Source organism: Mesorhizobium sp. B2-3-12, assembly GCF_006442205.1.
Classification (GTDB): domain Bacteria; phylum Pseudomonadota; class Alphaproteobacteria; order Rhizobiales; family Rhizobiaceae; genus Mesorhizobium.
On record NZ_VFVR01000002.1, the window covers coordinates 838,802 to 854,072 of the forward strand.

At 64.7% G+C, this 15,271-nt stretch carries 18 protein-coding genes; 6 read left to right on the forward strand and 12 right to left on the reverse strand.

Annotated elements, in window-relative coordinates:
• Positions 1-27: 27 nt before the first annotated feature.
• The 3 genes from FJ948_RS09430 to FJ948_RS09445 all read right to left on the reverse strand — a co-directional run bounded on the left by FJ948_RS09430 (position 28) and on the right by FJ948_RS09445 (position 3,644).
• Positions 28-1,668 carry an ABC transporter substrate-binding protein gene (locus FJ948_RS09430; protein WP_140703581.1) on the reverse strand — a complete coding sequence of 547 codons (1,641 nt, stop codon included), beginning with the start codon at positions 1,666-1,668 and terminating at the stop codon, positions 28-30.
• Between the two features lie 607 nt (positions 1,669-2,275).
• Positions 2,276-2,782 (reverse strand): protein-export chaperone SecB, encoded by a 507-nt coding sequence (gene secB / locus FJ948_RS09435; RefSeq protein ID WP_140703583.1) that lies wholly within the window; start codon positions 2,780-2,782, stop codon positions 2,276-2,278.
• A gap of 364 nt (positions 2,783-3,146) precedes the next feature.
• A complete protein-coding gene (locus FJ948_RS09445; protein ID WP_140703585.1) occupies positions 3,147-3,644 on the reverse strand; it encodes an FxsA family protein in 498 nt (165 codons plus the stop codon).
• 199 nt (positions 3,645-3,843) lie between these two features.
• Between FJ948_RS09445 and FJ948_RS09450 the strand changes: the two genes are divergently transcribed.
• From FJ948_RS09450 to FJ948_RS09465, 4 genes are read left to right on the forward strand one after another with little or no spacing between them, the layout of a single operon-like run.
• Positions 3,844-4,551 carry a Tim44/TimA family putative adaptor protein gene (locus FJ948_RS09450; protein ID WP_015314736.1) on the forward strand — a complete coding sequence of 236 codons (708 nt, stop codon included), beginning with the start codon at positions 3,844-3,846 and terminating at the stop codon, positions 4,549-4,551.
• A gap of 23 nt (positions 4,552-4,574) precedes the next feature.
• Positions 4,575-5,675 (forward strand): murein transglycosylase A, encoded by a 1,101-nt coding sequence (locus FJ948_RS09455; protein ID WP_140703586.1) that lies wholly within the window; start codon positions 4,575-4,577, stop codon positions 5,673-5,675.
• Positions 5,672-6,202 carry a Smr/MutS family protein gene (locus FJ948_RS09460; RefSeq protein WP_140703588.1) on the forward strand — a complete coding sequence of 177 codons (531 nt, stop codon included), beginning with the start codon at positions 5,672-5,674 and terminating at the stop codon, positions 6,200-6,202. The genes FJ948_RS09455 and FJ948_RS09460 overlap by 4 nt, the downstream gene beginning before the upstream one ends.
• 10 nt (positions 6,203-6,212) lie before the next feature.
• Positions 6,213-6,581, forward strand: coding sequence for a helix-turn-helix transcriptional regulator (locus FJ948_RS09465; RefSeq protein ID WP_140703589.1), 369 nt, complete (start codon positions 6,213-6,215; stop codon positions 6,579-6,581).
• A 77-nt stretch (positions 6,582-6,658) separates the two neighbouring features.
• On the opposite strand, the gene FJ948_RS09470 is transcribed toward FJ948_RS09465, so the two are convergent.
• From FJ948_RS09470 to FJ948_RS09490, 4 genes are all read right to left on the reverse strand, one after another.
• On the reverse strand, positions 6,659-6,898 hold the full coding sequence (locus FJ948_RS09470; protein WP_140703591.1) for a hypothetical protein: 240 nt from the start codon (positions 6,896-6,898) through the stop codon (positions 6,659-6,661).
• Between the two features lie 375 nt (positions 6,899-7,273).
• Complete coding sequence (locus tag FJ948_RS09480) at positions 7,274-7,888, reverse strand: transglutaminase-like cysteine peptidase (RefSeq protein ID WP_140703593.1); 615 nt, start codon at positions 7,886-7,888, stop codon at positions 7,274-7,276.
• 159 nt (positions 7,889-8,047) lie between these two features.
• The gene (locus FJ948_RS09485) at positions 8,048-9,325 is read right to left on the reverse strand and encodes a polyhydroxyalkanoate depolymerase (RefSeq protein WP_140703595.1); all 1,278 of its coding nucleotides are present in this window, start codon (positions 9,323-9,325) and stop codon (positions 8,048-8,050) included.
• 233 nt (positions 9,326-9,558) lie between these two features.
• Positions 9,559-9,927, reverse strand: coding sequence for a septal ring lytic transglycosylase RlpA family protein (locus FJ948_RS09490; RefSeq protein ID WP_140703597.1), 369 nt, complete (start codon positions 9,925-9,927; stop codon positions 9,559-9,561).
• Positions 9,928-10,237: 310 nt separating this feature from the next.
• Here FJ948_RS09490 and FJ948_RS30245 point away from each other — a divergent pair, with 310 nt between their 5' ends.
• Positions 10,238-10,414 (forward strand): hypothetical protein, encoded by a 177-nt coding sequence (locus tag FJ948_RS30245; protein ID WP_181173609.1) that lies wholly within the window; start codon positions 10,238-10,240, stop codon positions 10,412-10,414.
• A gap of 15 nt (positions 10,415-10,429) precedes the next feature.
• On the opposite strand, the gene FJ948_RS09500 is transcribed toward FJ948_RS30245, so the two are convergent.
• The 4 genes from FJ948_RS09500 to tauA form a co-directional block, all read right to left on the reverse strand.
• Positions 10,430-10,618 (reverse strand): hypothetical protein, encoded by a 189-nt coding sequence (locus FJ948_RS09500; protein ID WP_140703598.1) that lies wholly within the window; start codon positions 10,616-10,618, stop codon positions 10,430-10,432.
• Between the two features lie 19 nt (positions 10,619-10,637).
• On the reverse strand, positions 10,638-11,498 hold the full coding sequence (locus FJ948_RS09505; protein ID WP_140703600.1) for an ABC transporter permease subunit: 861 nt from the start codon (positions 11,496-11,498) through the stop codon (positions 10,638-10,640).
• Positions 11,495-12,268, reverse strand: a complete 774-nt coding sequence (locus FJ948_RS09510) for a taurine ABC transporter ATP-binding protein (RefSeq protein WP_140703601.1) — start codon at positions 12,266-12,268, stop codon at positions 11,495-11,497. The genes FJ948_RS09505 and FJ948_RS09510 overlap by 4 nt, the downstream gene beginning before the upstream one ends.
• A 112-nt stretch (positions 12,269-12,380) precedes the next feature.
• Complete coding sequence (tauA, locus tag FJ948_RS09515) at positions 12,381-13,394, reverse strand: taurine ABC transporter substrate-binding protein (protein WP_140703603.1); 1,014 nt, start codon at positions 13,392-13,394, stop codon at positions 12,381-12,383.
• A gap of 325 nt (positions 13,395-13,719) precedes the next feature.
• Here tauA and FJ948_RS09520 point away from each other — a divergent pair, with 325 nt between their 5' ends.
• Positions 13,720-14,058, forward strand: coding sequence for a hypothetical protein (locus FJ948_RS09520; RefSeq protein ID WP_140703604.1), 339 nt, complete (start codon positions 13,720-13,722; stop codon positions 14,056-14,058).
• Between the two features lie 36 nt (positions 14,059-14,094).
• Here FJ948_RS09520 and FJ948_RS09525 read toward each other — a convergent pair whose 3' ends face one another.
• On the reverse strand, positions 14,095-15,264 hold the full coding sequence (locus tag FJ948_RS09525) for a helix-turn-helix transcriptional regulator (protein WP_181173610.1): 1,170 nt from the start codon (positions 15,262-15,264) through the stop codon (positions 14,095-14,097).
• Positions 15,265-15,271 lie beyond the last annotated feature (7 nt).

Below are 15,271 nucleotides of genomic sequence, written 5' to 3' on the forward strand. Positions count from 1 at the left end.
AGAAGGAAGAACGCGCCGCGCCAAACCTCAACTTTCAATCCAGACCTTCTCGAAATGCTGCTCCAGCGCCTGGTGCTGTTCGCAGCCTTCGATGCCTTTGCGATATGTCCGGTAGACCGAGCGCCAGTAGGGTTGGATGATGATGCCTGAGTCGCGCAAATTCCGCTCTATGTCGGCCATGATCGCCTTGCGGGCCTTGGGGTCGGGCATGGCGAGCGCCTTGTCGAGCAGCGCGTCGAATTCCTTCGAGGCGTAGGCGCTTTCGTTCCAGGCGGCGCCCGACTTGTAGGCCAGCGCCAGCACCTGGACGCCGAGCGGGCGGCCCAGCCATTCGGTGCAGGAATAGGGAAACTTGCTCCAGTCGTTCCAGAAGGTGGCGGCGGGCAGCACGGTGCGCTTGATTTTCAGGCCGGCCTCGCGGATCTGCGCGGCGATGGCATCGGCCGTGTTCTTCTGCCATTCGATGTCGACCGAAATCAGCTCATATTCATGGTCCGCCTTGCCGGATTCGGCGAGCAGCTTCCTGGCCTGCTCGACATCGCGCTTGGCCGGGCCGATATCGGCAAACTCAGGATGCATGGGGCCGACATGGTGGTTGTCGGCGGGTTTGCCGCGGCCATCGAGGCCGAGCGCCAGCACGGCGGAATTGTCGACGGCGAGCTGCGCGGCGCGGCGCAGCTTGACGTCGTCATAGGGCGCGTTGGCGACATTGAAGCGGGCGACGATGGTGGAGCCGGTGGCGATCTCGGAATTTTTCAGCCCCATCTTGTCGGTCTGCGAGACGGCATCGGAGGCGGTTTCATGGTCGGTGTCGATCTCGCCGGATTCGAAGGCCGACAACATGGCGTTGGGGTCGGAGCCGTAGTCGATCCACCTGATACCATCCAGGTAGAACTCGCCCTTCCACCAGGGCTTGTCCTTTCGCTTCACCTCCGCACCCGTCTCGGCGTCCCATTTGACCAGCGCGCAAGGGCCGGTGGTGATGGCGAGCGCCTTCATGGGGTCGCCGTTGCCGTCGTAGGAGCGGTGCATGATCAGCGCGGGATAGTCGGCCATGCCGGCGATCAGCGAAATGTCGGGTTTCGGCAGGTTGAGCTTGATCGTGTAGTCGTCGACCTTCTCGATGCCGCCATCGACCGCCTTCTTGGTGTCGGCATCGACCAGCGCGCCCATACGCGCGGCGACCGAATTGCCGGCGACCCCGGCCTCGCACCAGCGGGTGAGGTTGTGGACGACATCGTCGGCGTTGAACGCGTCGCCATTCGACCACGAAATGCCCTTGCGCACGTGCAGCGTCAGCGTCCTGGCGTCGTCGCTCATCTCCCATTTTTCCAGGAGCCACGGCTCGAAGGAGAAATCGGCGTTCCAGCGCACCAGATATTCGTTGCAATGGCGCGCCACGTTGGACATTTCGACGCCGTCGAAGGTGCGCGGGTCCTTGAAACCCTTGACGTTCATGGCGACGCGCAAGGTTCCGCCCTTCTTGGGCTCGGCGGCGCGGGCCGGGGTCGCGGTCAGGCCGCCCAGGGCAAAGGCGCCGGCGGCGCTGACGCCGAGTCCGGCCATCAGCGCCAGATATTCGCGGCGGCTGATGCCGCCCTTCTTGAAATCCTCGGCGACGGGTCTGGCGCGCCGGTGCAGTTTCCTGTCGGTCAGCATGAATCTCATCGTCGTTCCCTCTTTTGTTGGTGCATGCCGGCCGGACTGCGCAGGGGAATGCACGAAAACAGGCTCGCCCCGGCGAAATCGCCAACGCGGGCGGTCGCGACCGCCGGGGCGTCGTTGCCTGAGAGGGAATGATAGGGCGAGGGGACGGAGCGGAGTGTTCGGGAATCCGCAGGAGTTATGCGGTGTTCCGCAGGGGAGGTAGCGCCTTTCCTCTCCCCCGTCGATCGGGGGGTCCGAAGGACGGACGAGACCAGTGGCTCGCCCCGGCAAGGTGTCGAGCGAAGCTCGACGGAGTGGGGGTCGACCCTTGGCGCTGTGCAGATAGCTTTCTGCGCCTCGGTGCGCGTTCAATATCGTTAGCGACGGTTGCCAGGTGGTTCCCCCACTCCGTCGCTGCTTCGCAGCGCCACCTCTCCCCCCTCCGGAGGGAGAGGAAGGGAGCCAGGCCGGGCAAGGCTCGCGCCTTTCCTCTTCCCCGTCGATCGGGGGAGAGGTGTCGAGCGAAGCTCGACGGAGTGGGGGTCGACCTGCGCTCGATCGGTCAATCAACCCAACAAAAAACCCAGCGCGAGGCCGGGTTCTTCGACGAAATCCGTTCAGGCCGAGCTCAGCTCACCTGGACCTTCGAGGCAGCCTGATCCTCGGCGATCTTCTGCTGGAACATCTGCGCGAAGTCGATCGGGTCGAGCATCAGCGGCGGGAAGCCGCCATTGCGCGTCGCCTCGGCGATGATCTGGCGGGCGAAGGGGAACAGAAGGCGCGGGCATTCGATGAACAGGATCGGCAGCATGTGCTCCTGCGGGAAGCCCGAAATGGCGAAGACGCCGCCATAGACCAGCTCGACGTTGAACAGCACTTCCTGGTCGAAGGAGGCCTTGGCGTTCAGCGTCAGATTGACGTCGAACTGCTTGTCGGAGAGCGGATTGGCGTTGACATTGACGTTGATGGCAATGCCGGGGGCCTTGTCGCGGCCGCGCAGCGAGTTCGGCGCGCCGGGGCTTTCGAAGGACAGGTCCTTCACATACTGGGCGAGCACGTTGAGCGAGGGCTGCGCCGTCGCGTTGCCGTTTCCGTTGCCGTTGGCGCCGACCGGCGCGTCATCATTGCTGGCCATGAGCCGTTTCCTTTTCCCCTGGGCAGCTTTGCTGACCGAATTGAAATCGGGCGTTGGCTAGCATGGCCGACATGACAAGACAAGGTTTGCCGCCTTGTGGTGGCGAGGGCATCTGCTTGAGGCTGCTTGTGCGTTCGAGAAGTCAATTGTCGAGGGCAGTGCTGCCCCTCACCTGCCTGCCGGCATCCTCTCCCCGTATAGGGACGGGGAGAGGGGTGCTGTCATCAATGGTTTCGCCAATCGCCAACGCTGCACGGCGCCAGCGGCGCATTCTGCCCTTTCTCCCCGTCCCTATACGGGGAGAAATGTCCGGCAGGACAATGAGGGGCAGCGCCGACGTCGGGAACGGGGCGGCACACCCCCCTCAGTCGTCCTTCAGGCGCCGCCACGGCGAATTGTGGTCGGGGCCGCGCTTGAGATCGTCCTCGCGCGAATAGTCGCCGTCCTCGAGGTCGATGACCTTGTCGCGCTGGCGGCGGAAGCCGCCGGTGGAGAAATTGGTGGCGACCACGATGCGGCCCTTCAGCCTCTGCCAGGCGAAATCGCGCACCGGCGGCAGGAACAGGAGCAGGCCGATAATGTCGGTGATGAAGCCGGGGATGATCAGAAGGATCGCCGCGACCACGATCATGGCGCCATGGGCGAGCTGGCGGCTGGGATCATGGCCGGCATCCATCTCGGCGCGGATGCGGGTCATGACGCCGAAACCCTGGTGGCGCAGCAAAAGCACACCGGCGATGCTCGAGGCCAGCACCAGGCCAACCGTGGCCAAGGCGCCGACTTGGCGGCCGACGACGACGAAACCGGCGATTTCCAGCAGCGGAAGTGCGAGGATGAGGAGGGGAAGGAAGGAAATGCGCAAGTCTTGCCTTCTCGATCGAATGTTTTTGCCGGTTGGCGACCAATCGCCGCTGGCACGGAGGCTGTTAGATAGGTATGCCTGCCTTTGATTTGAATGATTGCGCCTTGCGTTCTATATGCTTTGAATGGTGAACGCTATGCGACCGCAGCCTGTCGGCTGGATGGTCCGGCCTAGAGGCAGGGATTGATTGGCGGAAAATATGGGCTTCTTCGACTTCGGCACGATTTTCTTCCTGATCGCGGCGGTGGTGATCTTCTTCCAGCTGCGCAATGTGCTGGGCCGTCGGACCGGTAGCGAACGGCCGCCCTTCGACCCCTATACGGCCGCGCGCACCGACAAGGACGCCACGCAGAAGCCCGAGAACGTTGTTTCGCTGCCGCGCAAGCGGGCCCCCGGCGAGCCGGCGCCGGCCGACGCCTATACGGCGATCGACGCCTTCGCCAAGCCCGACACAGATCTCAACAAGGGCCTGCGCGCGATCAAGGACAACGACCCGTCCTTCGACCCCAAGGGCTTCGTCGACGGCGCCAAGATGGCCTATGAGATGATCGTCATGGCCTATGCCGACGGCGACCGCAAAACGCTGAAGAACCTGTTGTCGCGCGAGGTCTATGACGGCTTCGTCGCCGCGATCGGCGAGCGCGAGGCCAAGTCGGAAAAGATCCAGTCCTCCTTCGTCGGCATCGACAAGGCCGATATCGTATCGGCCGAGATGAAGGGCGGCGAGGCGCATGTGACGCTGCGCATCATCAGCGAGCTGATTTCGGCGACGCGCGACCAGGCCGGCACGGTCATCGACGGCGACCCCGAGACGGTGGCCGAGGTCAAGGATGTCTGGACCTTCGCCCGCGACACGCGCTCGCGCGACCCGAACTGGAAGCTCGTCGCCACCGAAGAAGAAGACTGAGTCCGGAATAGGCGGGGGCTCCGGTGTCGCTGTCGCCTCTCCTTGTTGAAAGGTCCTTTGGCGACCTGCCCGGCTGGGGCGACGACGACCATCTGCCGGCCTTCGCCGCCTTTGCCCGCTCCGCCTTCCAGGTGTTGGTAAAACCCTATCGCAGCGGTGCGCTGGGCGTCGATTTCGGCGCCTTCGCCGGGGCCTATGCGCAAGCGCGCGAAGCGCCCGCTACCAGTTCGTCCGAGGCCCGCGCCTTCTTCGAGCGCTTTTTTGTCCCGATGCTGGTGCGGCCGGAGACCGGCGTCGGGCTGGTCACCGGTTTCTACGAGCCTGTAGTCGAGGCCTCGCCGGTGCGGACGCAGCATTTTGCCGTGCCGTTGCTGTCGCGGCCGGCCGATCTCATTGACGTGGATGACGCCAACCGGCCCGCCGGGATGGATTCCTATCTGGCATTCGCGCGCCGGACGCCGGATGGACTTGCCGAATATTTCGACCGTGGCGCCATCGAGCGCGGGGCGCTCGCCGGCCAGGGATTGGAGATCGCCTGGCTGGCCGACAAGGTCGATGCCTTCTTCATCCATGTGCAGGGCGCGGCGCGGCTCGCCATGACCGACGGCCGGCTCTGCCGCGTCACCTACGCCGCCAAGTCGGGCCAGCGCTTTACCGGCCCCGGCAAAATTCTGAGCGAGCTGAGCGAAATCCCGCTGGCGCAGGTGACGATGCAGTCGATCCGCGCCTGGTTCAAGGCGCATCCCGACCGCGTCGACGAGATCCTGTGGCAGAACCCCTCCTACATCTTCTTTCGCGAGGCCGCCGTGGAAGACGCCGCGCTGGGGCCGATCGCGGCCGCCAAGGTGCCGCTGACGCCGGGCCGCTCGATGGCGGTCGACCGGCTGCTGCACACATTCGGCACGCCCTTTCACATCGACGCGCCGACGCTCACCGCCTTCGACGAAACACCGTTCCGGCGGCTGATGATCGCGCAGGACACCGGCTCGGCCATCACCGGACCGGCGCGCGGCGACCTGTTCGCCGGCTCGGGCGACGCCGCCGGCGAGATCGCCGGCGTGGTGCGCAACGCCGCCGATTTCTACGCGCTGGTGCCGCGCACGTTGGCCGAGGGCGCGAAATGAGCAAGCGCCCGGACAGGCTCAGCGAGGACGACCGGGTGCTGTGGAACCTGGTGGCGCGCACCGCCAAACCGCTGAAGGGCCGCTCCGCTGTCGACATTCCAGACATGGCTGCCGATGCCAGGCCGACTCCGGCACAGCCAGCCCAGCCCGCCGCCAACGCGCCCGGCGCGGCAAAGCCCAAGGTGCAGCATGTCACGCAGCGGCTGGACGAGCCGACGCTGGACAAGCTGCAAAAAGGCCGGCTGCCGATCGAGGGCCGCGTCGACCTGCATGGCATGACGCAGGACGAGGCCTATTCGCTGCTGTTCTCGTTCCTGCATCGGGCGCATGCCGGCGGCGTCCGCTATGTGCTGGTCATCACCGGCAAGGGGTCGTCCTCGGGCGGCGACGGTGTGCTGCGGCGCGCCGTGCCGGCCTGGCTGTCGACGCCGGCGTTCCGGCCGCTGGTCTCCAGCCACGACCATGCCGCCCGTAACCATGGCGGCTCGGGCGCGCTCTATATCAGGCTGCGGCGGATCAGGGCATGAGGCCGGGCGCATGACGCCGTTCGGCGAGAGGTTGCGGGCGCTGCGGGCCGAGCGCGGCGTCAGCCAGAAGGACATGGCGGCGGCGATCGGCGTCAGCGCCGCCTATCTCTCGGCGCTCGAGCATGGCCGGCGCGGCGCGCCGACCTGGACGCTGATCCAGAAGATCATCGGCTATTTCAACATCATCTGGGACGATGCCGAGGAGCTGGCGCGGCTGGCCGAAACGTCGCATCCGCGCGTGAAACTCGACACGTCGGGTCTGTCGCCCGCCGCCACCGAGCTTGCCAATCTCCTGGCCGAGACCATCGAGAAACTCGACGAGGCGGAGCTGCGCCGCATCACCGCATCGATCCGGGCGGCATTGGGCCGGTTAAAGTAGCCGAGTTTCATGACAACCGCGCCCCGAGCGCAAAACGGTGCCCGCCGGCGACCAGCCAGCGGGCAGCCGTGGTGAGATCAGTTCTTGCCGGCCGTGCTGCCGCCATTGCCGCCACGGCCATGGTCGCCATGGTCGTGCCCGCCATTGCCACCGCCCAGACAGTCCGACGCGCCGGCCTCGCCGCAACAGCGGCCGGCCCACAGGTCGTTCAGGTTGGTGTTGGAACAGCTTGGAATGGTCTGGCCGGCCAGAGCCGATCCGGTCAGGGCCGAGACGGCAGCGGCGGCGAGAAGGGTGTTGCGCAGAAAAGCAGTCATTCGAGGTCTCCATGGTTTGGGTTTGTTCGGTTCACGGCTGTGTGTCGCCGGGCGAACGGAAATGGTTCATGGAGGAGTGGAAAATTTTCGGAATGAGTATGCGAGACGCGCGATCGGCGATGTCAGCGCCGCCCCTCATCTGCCTGCCGGCATCTTCTCCCCGTAGAACGGGGAGAAGGTCGCTGTGGCAACCTCGCCACCCTTCCTGTACCGCTAACAATTGGCGAGATCGGCGATGACGGCTCTTTCTCCCCGTCACTATACGGGGAGAAATGCCCGGCAGGGCAATGAGGGGCGGCGCTGCCCTTTGTGGATAAGGTGAAGACAGGGTGGTGCGCACGAGAGCTGCCGCGATCCGAAGGGCAGCGCTCTCTGCTACTGCACCGACCCCACCAGAACCTGCTGGCCACCGCGGATCGAGACCCAGCGGCCGGTGTTGTCGATCGCCTGGCGCTTGAGGAAGCGGTAGCCGGTCTGGTCCCAGGCCTTGACCTTGTCGGTCAAATTGTCGAGCACGTAGTCGCCGCCATCGGTGCGCACCGTCAGCACCGCGTGGCCTTCGCCGTCGGGCTTGCGCACCACGGTGATCAGGAGATCGGCGAGCGACACGCCCATGCGCGACAGCTGGCGACGCTTCTCCAGCACATAATCCTCGCAGTCGCCGACGCCCCTGTCGGGATAGGCCCAGACCTCGTCCTTGCCGTAGATGTCCATGTCGCTCATCGGCTTGACCGATGCATTGACCCTGGCGGTGACGTTGGCGAGCTTGCGCATCAAGCCGTCGGTGAGGGCCGCCGGCGCGAGGTTGGCCGGACGGATCGAGCATTCGCCCGGATGCTGCTTGCAGAAATCATAGTGGCCGATCGGCTGCGAAGTGAGGCCTCCGGTCGCCATGGCGCCCGACGCCCAGGCCGGTGCCATCCAGCCCCCCGTTAACGCAAGCCCGGCTGCCACGCATACGCGCAGCCTTTGCATGGTTGAGGAATTCATTGTCCCCGCTCGCCCTGTTGTTAACGAAACGTTAAGGGCGATTTACACTCCGTGTCAATTACGACGACGGCCTGATTTGCAGCATGGTTACCCGCAGGGGAGAACAGCGTCTATTGTGCAACAGAATCGGGCCACCGGCCCGGTTCCGTTTCAAAATTGCTACCGCTTGGCGGTGCGGACCAGCTTCGGCTTCACCGCGACGCGGTTCTGGCGGCCATAGCTGGTGATGAAGTCGACGATGCGCGGCACGATCTCGGAGCGGAAGCGCGAGCCGTTGAAGACGCCGTAATGGCCGACCGCCGGCTGCATGTAATGCGCCTTCCGGTCAGCGGCAATATTGACGCAGAGATCCTGCGCCGCCTTGGTCTGGCCAAGGCCCGAAATATCGTCGTTCTCGCCCTCGACCGTGAACAGGGCGACGTTGCGGATGGCTGACGTGTCGATCCTGGTGCCGCGATGCGTCATCTCGCCCTTGGGCAGCGCATGGCGCACGAAGACGGTGTCGACCGTCTGCAGGTAGAACTCGGCCGTCAGATCCATCACCGCCAGATATTCGTCATAGAAGTCGCGGTGCTTCTCGGCATTGTCGCCGTCATGCTTCACGAGGTTCATGAAGAAGTCCTTGTGGGCGATGATGTGGCGGTCGAGGTTCATGCTCATGAACCCCGAAAGCTGCAGGAAGCCGGGATAGACCTCGCGGCCGAAGCCCGGCACCGGCCAGGGCGCGCGCATGACGACATTGTCGCGGAACCAGTCGATGCCCTTTTCCTTGGCCAGAAGATTGACCGCGGTCGGGTTGCGGCGGGTGTCGATCGGCCCGCCCATCAAGGTCATCGTCGACGGGACGAAGGGATCGCCCTTCGTCTCCATCAGCGCCACCGCCGCCAGCACCGGCACGGAAGGCTGGCACACCGCCATCACATGGGTGTCGGGACCCAGCGTGTGCAGCATGTCGATGATGTAGTCGATATAGTCGTCGAGATCGAATTGGCCGTCGGCCAGCGGCACCATGCGCGCGTCGACCCAGTCGGTGATGTGGACATCGGCATAGGGCAGCATCGCCTCGACCGTGCCGCGCAGCAGCGTCGCGTAATGGCCCGACATCGGCGCCACGATCAAAAGCTTCGGATCGGCCTTGCGGCCAGCGGGAACGTCGCGCTCGAAGCGGACGAGATTGCAGAACGGCTTCGACCAGACGGTCTTTTCGCTGACCGCGACGCTCTTCCAGTCGACCACGGTCTTGGCGAGGCCGAATTGCGGCTTGCCGTAGCGGCGCGTGGTGCGCTCGAAGAGTTCGGCGCCCGCCGCGATCGAACGGCCCCAGGGCGTGTGCGAAACCGGGTTGAGCGGGTTGGAATAGAAGAGCCGGACCGCGTCGGCATAGAGCCGCGCCGGCTGCAGGGCGGCGTGGTTCATTTCGTAGAGCTGGTAGAACATCAAGAACCCCGCTGCTGCCTCGACCGAAGGGACGACGAGCAGCGCCGAGCCTTGAATGTCTCGCGGGAAAGTTAACAACTAATTGCTGCGATGCAATACGTCACGTGGCGTGACCAATGCTTCTTTCGTCCGAAGCCTTGGTGCAGCCGCCTTCAAAGGCGCAGCCGGCTCAATGTGCACCGCCGAAATGTGAAGGATATGTGTCCGGCCCCTCATGCCGGACACCCGATCCGTCAGACGCGCGCCATGCAGATCGCGGTCTGACCGGAGCTGATAAAGCCGAGCTGGCTGGCGGCACCCCTGGAGAGGTCGAGCACGCGGCCCTTGATGAACGGGCCGCGATCGTTGATGCGCACGATGACGCTGCGGCCGTTGTTCTTGTTGGTCACCCGCAGCTTGGTGCCGAAAGGCAGCGTGCGGTGGGCGGCGGTCATCGCCGAGGGGTTCATGCGCTCGCCGGACGCGGTCTTGGAGTGCAGCGCGTACCAGGAGGCGCGGCCACACTGGCCGGCGGCGGCAGTTGCCGAAGTGGCGGAAGCACCGACCATCAGGCCAGCAGCGATCGTTACCGCGACAAGCGCGGTCTGTTTCGTGGTCTTCATATTTGGGGGATGGCTCCGTTTTTTGACAGACCCAGCCGTTAGGTCGAGAATAAGGCAGGAAATGCGGCAGTGATCTGGCGGTTCCGTGGCGAGATCACACGTTTGGAGTCACAGGGTAACAGTCTGTCAGGGACTTTCTGGCGCGAATTGACCAGTTTTCGATCAAGTTTTGATCGGCACGAAGGATTTTTATGACAAGATTCGGCGTTGATCTTCAAATAGAATCCTGGACGATCTGGCCATTTCCTTCGGCTCTTTCATCGTGGCCACGGCGCCGCAATTGATCGACTTTCAAAAGTAGGGTGCGACGATGAGACTGACCAAAAATGTGCTGGCGTTGATCGTGCTGGCTGTCGGTGCGCTGTGGTCGCTGCAAGGCATCGGCGTGGTCGGTGGCAGCTTCATGACCGGCCAGTCGCAATGGCTCTATATCGGCCTCGCCGCCATGCTGGCCGGCCTGATCGGACTGTGGTGGGCGAACCGTTGAGGCGGTGAGCCGCGTTCACTGCGACCAGTATTGCCAGGCCCAGTAAAAACTCTCGTCGCGCGGCGGCAGGCGGTCGTGGCCAGCCCGGAACCGGACCGGCGCCGGCGAGCGCGGGGCGTCCTCCTTTGCCGCCTTGTCATCGGAGGCAAGGCCGAGCAGCCAGGAGCCGACATGGGCGAACAGCACGGCGGTGGAATGGGGCATCGTCATTCTCCTTTTCCGATCATTCCCGTCCCGCCCACGGGACGAGCACGCGCTCGATCCGGCGGATGGTGAATTCGAGCACGAAGGCGATGGCCGCGATCACCAATATGCCCATCACAACCACGTCGGTGACGAGGAATTGGGCCGCCGACTGGATCATGAAGCCAAGTCCGCGCGTCGCCGCCACCAGTTCGGCCGCGACCAGTGTCGACCAGCCGGCGCCGAGCGCGATGCGCAGTCCGGTCAGGATCGAGGGCAGCGCGCTGGGCAGGATGACATGGCGGACCACTTGCGCGCGCGTCGCGCCGAGCGAGCGCGCGGCGTTGATGCGCTCCTGCGAGACACCGCGGACACCCGATGCGGTCGACAGCGCCACCGGCGCCAGCATGGCGATGGCGATCACCAGGATTTTCGACGGCTCGCCGATGCCGAACCAGATGATGACCAGCGGCAGATAGGCCAACGGCGGGATCGGTCGCAGGAATTCGAGCAGCGGATCGAAGATGCCGCGCCCCACCGTGCTGATGCCGATGGCGAGGCCCACCGGCACGCCGACGAGGATGGCGGCGACGAGTGCCGCGAACACGCGGCCCAGGCTGGCGACGGCGTGCTGCAACAGCGTCGCGTCGACGAAGCCATCGCGAACCACAACGAAGAATTTATTCCACACGGCGGCTGGCGAGGGCAGGAAGACCGGCGAAACGAGTTGCAGGCGGGCCGACAATGCCCATACCGCCAGCACCACCAGAATGGTGATCGCGCTGATCATGCGCGCCGAGACGCCTTTGCGCTTCGGGGCGGGCGGCGACCATGGCACCGACAGGCCATCGACCTCGTCGATCTTCCGACTCGATCGCTCCGTATAAGACGTCACGGTCATGCCGCCTCTCCCTCGAAGATCGCGTCGGTCAGTTCGCCGCGCGCCGCCGCGAAGGCCGGATCGGCCTTGATGGCGCGAATCGGCTCGCCGGAGGCATAGCGCCGGGAGAAGCCCGGCTCGAAGGTTCGCACCACGCGGCCGGGGCCGGGCGCCAGCACGACGACGCGGGTGGCGAGCACCAGCGCCTCCTCGATGCCGTGCGTGACCATCAGCACGCCGGCATGGCTTGCCGTCCACAGATCGAGCAGCGTCGTCTGCATGCGCTCGCGCGTCAGCGCGTCGAGCGCGCCGAGCGGCTCGTCGAGCAGCAGGAATTGCGGTTCGGCGGCGAGCGCCCGGGCAAGGCCGACACGCTGGCGCATGCCGCCGGACAGCTCCCAGATGCGTTTGTCGCCGGCGTCGCCGAGCTTCACGAGGTCCAGCAACCGGTCGGCGCGCCGCGCCCGTTCGGATGGCCTCACCCCGCGCAGCCTGAGCGCGAAGGCGACATTTTCGCGCGCCGTGAGCCACGGAAACAGCGCATCGTTCTGGAACACCACGGCCCGGTCCGAGCCGGGCCCGGTGATCGGCCGGCCGCCGATCGAGGCCGTGCCGCGCGCGGGGGCGACCAGGCCGGCGGCGACATTGAGCAGCGAGGTCTTGCCGCAGCCGGAGCGGCCGACAAGCACGACGAAATCGTCCCTGGCGACAGTGATCGACACACGCTCGACGGCGGGTGCCGGCTGGCCGTCATAGTGGATCGAAATCTTGTCGAGCACGAGATGCGGCATAGGGTCCTCGTATCTGGAGGAAGATTTGCCCGCCCCCGGAACCGCGCCTCGTCAGCGGCTCCGGGACAGGCGACACACGGCGTCAGGGAAGGTGAGCCGCGCGTTTAAGCCGTCAGTTCGAGGCCAGCGCCTCGGTGACGTATTTCGAAGTCACGTATTTCGAGTAGTCCGGCAGCACGGCGTCGACCTTGCCTTGCTCCTTGAGGAAGGCGGATGCGGCCGCGACCGCCTTGACCGTGCCGCCGCCGAGGAATTTGTCCGAGGCCTGCTCTTCAAGCGTCGGGAACACATAACCCTTCAGGAGCTCCGGCACTTCTTCCAGCTTGGCGCCGGTGAGCCTGGCGATCGCCGCGGCCTGCGGCGACGACACCGACCAGGCGTCGGGCTTGGCGAGATATTCGGTATAGGCAGATCCCGTCACCTTGACGAAGTCGCGCACGGCTTCCGGGTTCTTTTCAGCGAAGTCGGTGCGCACGATCCAGGCGTCGAAGGTCGGCGCGCCCCAGGCGGCGACCTGCGAGGAATCCAGCACCATCTTGCCCGATGTCTTGATCTGGCCGAGCGCCGGATCCCAGACATAGGCGGCGTCGATATCGCCGCGCGCGAAGGCGGCGGCGATTTCCGGCGGCCTGAGGTTGAGGATTTCGACGGACTTCGGGTCGACATTCTCATGCTTGAGCGCGGCAAGCAGGCTGTAATGCGTCGTCGACACGAACGGCACGGCGACCTTCTTGCCGGCGAGGTCGGCGACCTTTTCGATGCCGGCGCCGTTGCGGGCGACGAGCGCTTCCGACGGCCCAATCAGGCCAACGACGAAGATGGTCTGGATCGGCAGTTCGCGGCTGGCGGCGGCGGCCAGCGGGCTCGAGCCGACATAGCCGATATCGATCGAGCCGGAGGCGACGGCGGCGATGACGTCGGCGCCTGAATCGAACTTGCGCCAGTCGATGCTGGCCTTGGTGGCCTTTTCATAGGCGCCGTCGGCCTGCGGCACTTTCGAGGGCTCGACCACCGTCTGGTAGCCGATGGTGATCTTGAGGTCATCGGCCATGGCCGGGCCGAGGAGGGCGGCGCCGGCAAGGGCCGCCGAAGACAGCAGAATGATGCAGCGTGAAATGCTGGACATGAAAGGCTCCTTGAAAAGAGAAAACCCGGATTGCCTGTACATAGTCAGCTAATTCTATGGTTCTTGTAGAGTTAAATCCTTCCAACAGCGCGGCGTTTGTTGGAAAAAAGCCACTGGCGGCTTGCCGCCGAGGCGGATGTGGCGGCTATGGCGCGCCCACCCTCACATCGCAGCACGGGCGTCGGGTGCGGGCGAAATCGTCGGGCTGGGACCGTCACTGTCCACCGAACGGTGGATGACCCGAAATTCTTTTCGTGGTGGTCTGCGTCCACCTCCGCCCCAGATCCTATGGGCACCCATACATCTCTAGCTTTTGGAGAATACGATGACAATTGAGGACGATTGCGAATGTAATACAGTTTGTCCGCAATACGATCATTGCATTTGTATTTATCACCACGACGAAGGATATTGTGACTGCACTTGCGGGCCCCTGCAGATCTTATCTGAGCGAGTCGCAAAGCGGCCGTCGCGAAGCATTATTAATATCTGCGTAAAGGGTGCCGAATTGTCGGCCGTGGCGGAGTTCCTGAGCAGATACAGCGAGGAAGAATTGTTCATCCCGGCTGCGCGCGCGAAGACGAAAATTACGCTTGAGATCAAAAAGACAACACTTGCCAACGTGATCGAGCAAGTTGGTTTGCGGATCGGACTGCCTGGTTGAAATGAATTCTCGCGGCAGGGCCGCCTGAGTTCTTTTCTACGCCAGACCAGCCAAAGGTGCCGCAAGCGACGCCGCGAGCTGAACCAACTCCGCCTGTCGTCGCACGCCGGTCTTCTCGAACAGCCGCAGGAGATGCGTCCTGACCGTGCTGCGGCCGATGTTGAGGACTTCGGACGTCTCCTCCACCGTGCGGCCGACCGCGATCTGCTCGAAGACACGTGCCTCGGCAGGCGTCAAACCGAACAGCGCCGCCACCAGCGCGGTCGGCGCGACGAAGGGCGTATCGGCACGCGCCACGAACACCGCCGCGACCACGCTGGCATCGAACGAGCCGCGCCCAGGGCGCAGCGGCAACACATGCAGTGCCCCGGCCGAGTCGTCCTGCCAGCGTACCGGAACACCCAATCCCTTGCGGGCGAGCGCGCCCTCGTCCCGTGCCGCCTGGGCCACCGCGACGGCCAACGCGCTGGATACGGCCGAAACATTGGCGACGAGAACGCCGTTGCGAATTTTCAGCAGCTCGCCCCCGGCGACAATCGCATGTGCCGCCGGATTGGCATGCACGACCTGCAGATCGGCGGTGGTGAGAAAGATCGGTGCCGTCAGCGTGTCGAGCACGGTCTGGAAGGTTGCCCTGGCGATCGCCGCCATGTCCAGCAGCCGGTTGATCGTCGCGGCGCGCTGGAGATGCGGGATCAGCAGCTGGGCGGCCTCGATCTGCAGATCGTTGATGGGAGCGGCACCGACATGGCGGCTGAAGGCCAGCGAGCCGAGACCACGCCCATCCCGCGCGAGCGGCAGTGCCAGGGAATCGATCATGCCTTGCGGTTTGCCGCACTCCACAAAATAGCGGTTCGTCGTGGTGTCGAGGTCGGGATTGAGCTGGCTCAACACCGCCGGCCGATCCATCGGCAGCGAGCCCACCACCGCCATGCCACCCCACAGCTCGAGGACTTCAGCGCCGTAGCTGTTCATCTGATCGACATAGGGCTGCGGAATGTTGCTGGTCACGTTGACCAGCACCTCGCCCGACGGCAACGCTTGCAGGCGGATGGCGGCGGTCGCGAAGCCAAGCGCGATGCGCATCTCCTCGATTGCGACGGACCAGCGCGGGGGATCGATCGCGGCGTCGTAGATCAGCCCGATCAGTTCGGACAGCCGCTCCATGGAGAGAGGAGACCGCATCACCACCTGCTTCTGCTGCAAAGCAACA

Coding starts and splice junctions, on each gene's coding strand:
- FJ948_RS09430 (WP_140703581.1), bottom strand. CDS start 1,668: ATGAGATTCATGCTGACCGACAGGAAACTGCACCGGCGCGCCAGACCC.
- secB (WP_140703583.1), bottom strand. CDS start 2,782: ATGGCCAGCAATGATGACGCGCCGGTCGGCGCCAACGGCAACGGAAAC.
- FJ948_RS09450 (WP_015314736.1), top strand. CDS start 3,844: ATGGGCTTCTTCGACTTCGGCACGATTTTCTTCCTGATCGCGGCGGTG.
- FJ948_RS09460 (WP_140703588.1), top strand. CDS start 5,672: ATGAGCAAGCGCCCGGACAGGCTCAGCGAGGACGACCGGGTGCTGTGG.
- FJ948_RS09465 (WP_140703589.1), top strand. CDS start 6,213: ATGACGCCGTTCGGCGAGAGGTTGCGGGCGCTGCGGGCCGAGCGCGGC.
- FJ948_RS09470 (WP_140703591.1), bottom strand. CDS start 6,898: ATGACTGCTTTTCTGCGCAACACCCTTCTCGCCGCCGCTGCCGTCTCG.
- FJ948_RS09480 (WP_140703593.1), bottom strand. CDS start 7,888: ATGAATTCCTCAACCATGCAAAGGCTGCGCGTATGCGTGGCAGCCGGG.
- FJ948_RS09485 (WP_140703595.1), bottom strand. CDS start 9,325: ATGTTCTACCAGCTCTACGAAATGAACCACGCCGCCCTGCAGCCGGCG.
- FJ948_RS09490 (WP_140703597.1), bottom strand. CDS start 9,927: ATGAAGACCACGAAACAGACCGCGCTTGTCGCGGTAACGATCGCTGCT.
- FJ948_RS30245 (WP_181173609.1), top strand. CDS start 10,238: ATGAGACTGACCAAAAATGTGCTGGCGTTGATCGTGCTGGCTGTCGGT.
- FJ948_RS09500 (WP_140703598.1), bottom strand. CDS start 10,618: ATGCCCCATTCCACCGCCGTGCTGTTCGCCCATGTCGGCTCCTGGCTG.
- FJ948_RS09505 (WP_140703600.1), bottom strand. CDS start 11,498: ATGACCGTGACGTCTTATACGGAGCGATCGAGTCGGAAGATCGACGAG.
- FJ948_RS09510 (WP_140703601.1), bottom strand. CDS start 12,268: ATGCCGCATCTCGTGCTCGACAAGATTTCGATCCACTATGACGGCCAG.
- tauA (WP_140703603.1), bottom strand. CDS start 13,394: ATGTCCAGCATTTCACGCTGCATCATTCTGCTGTCTTCGGCGGCCCTT.
- FJ948_RS09520 (WP_140703604.1), top strand. CDS start 13,720: ATGACAATTGAGGACGATTGCGAATGTAATACAGTTTGTCCGCAATAC.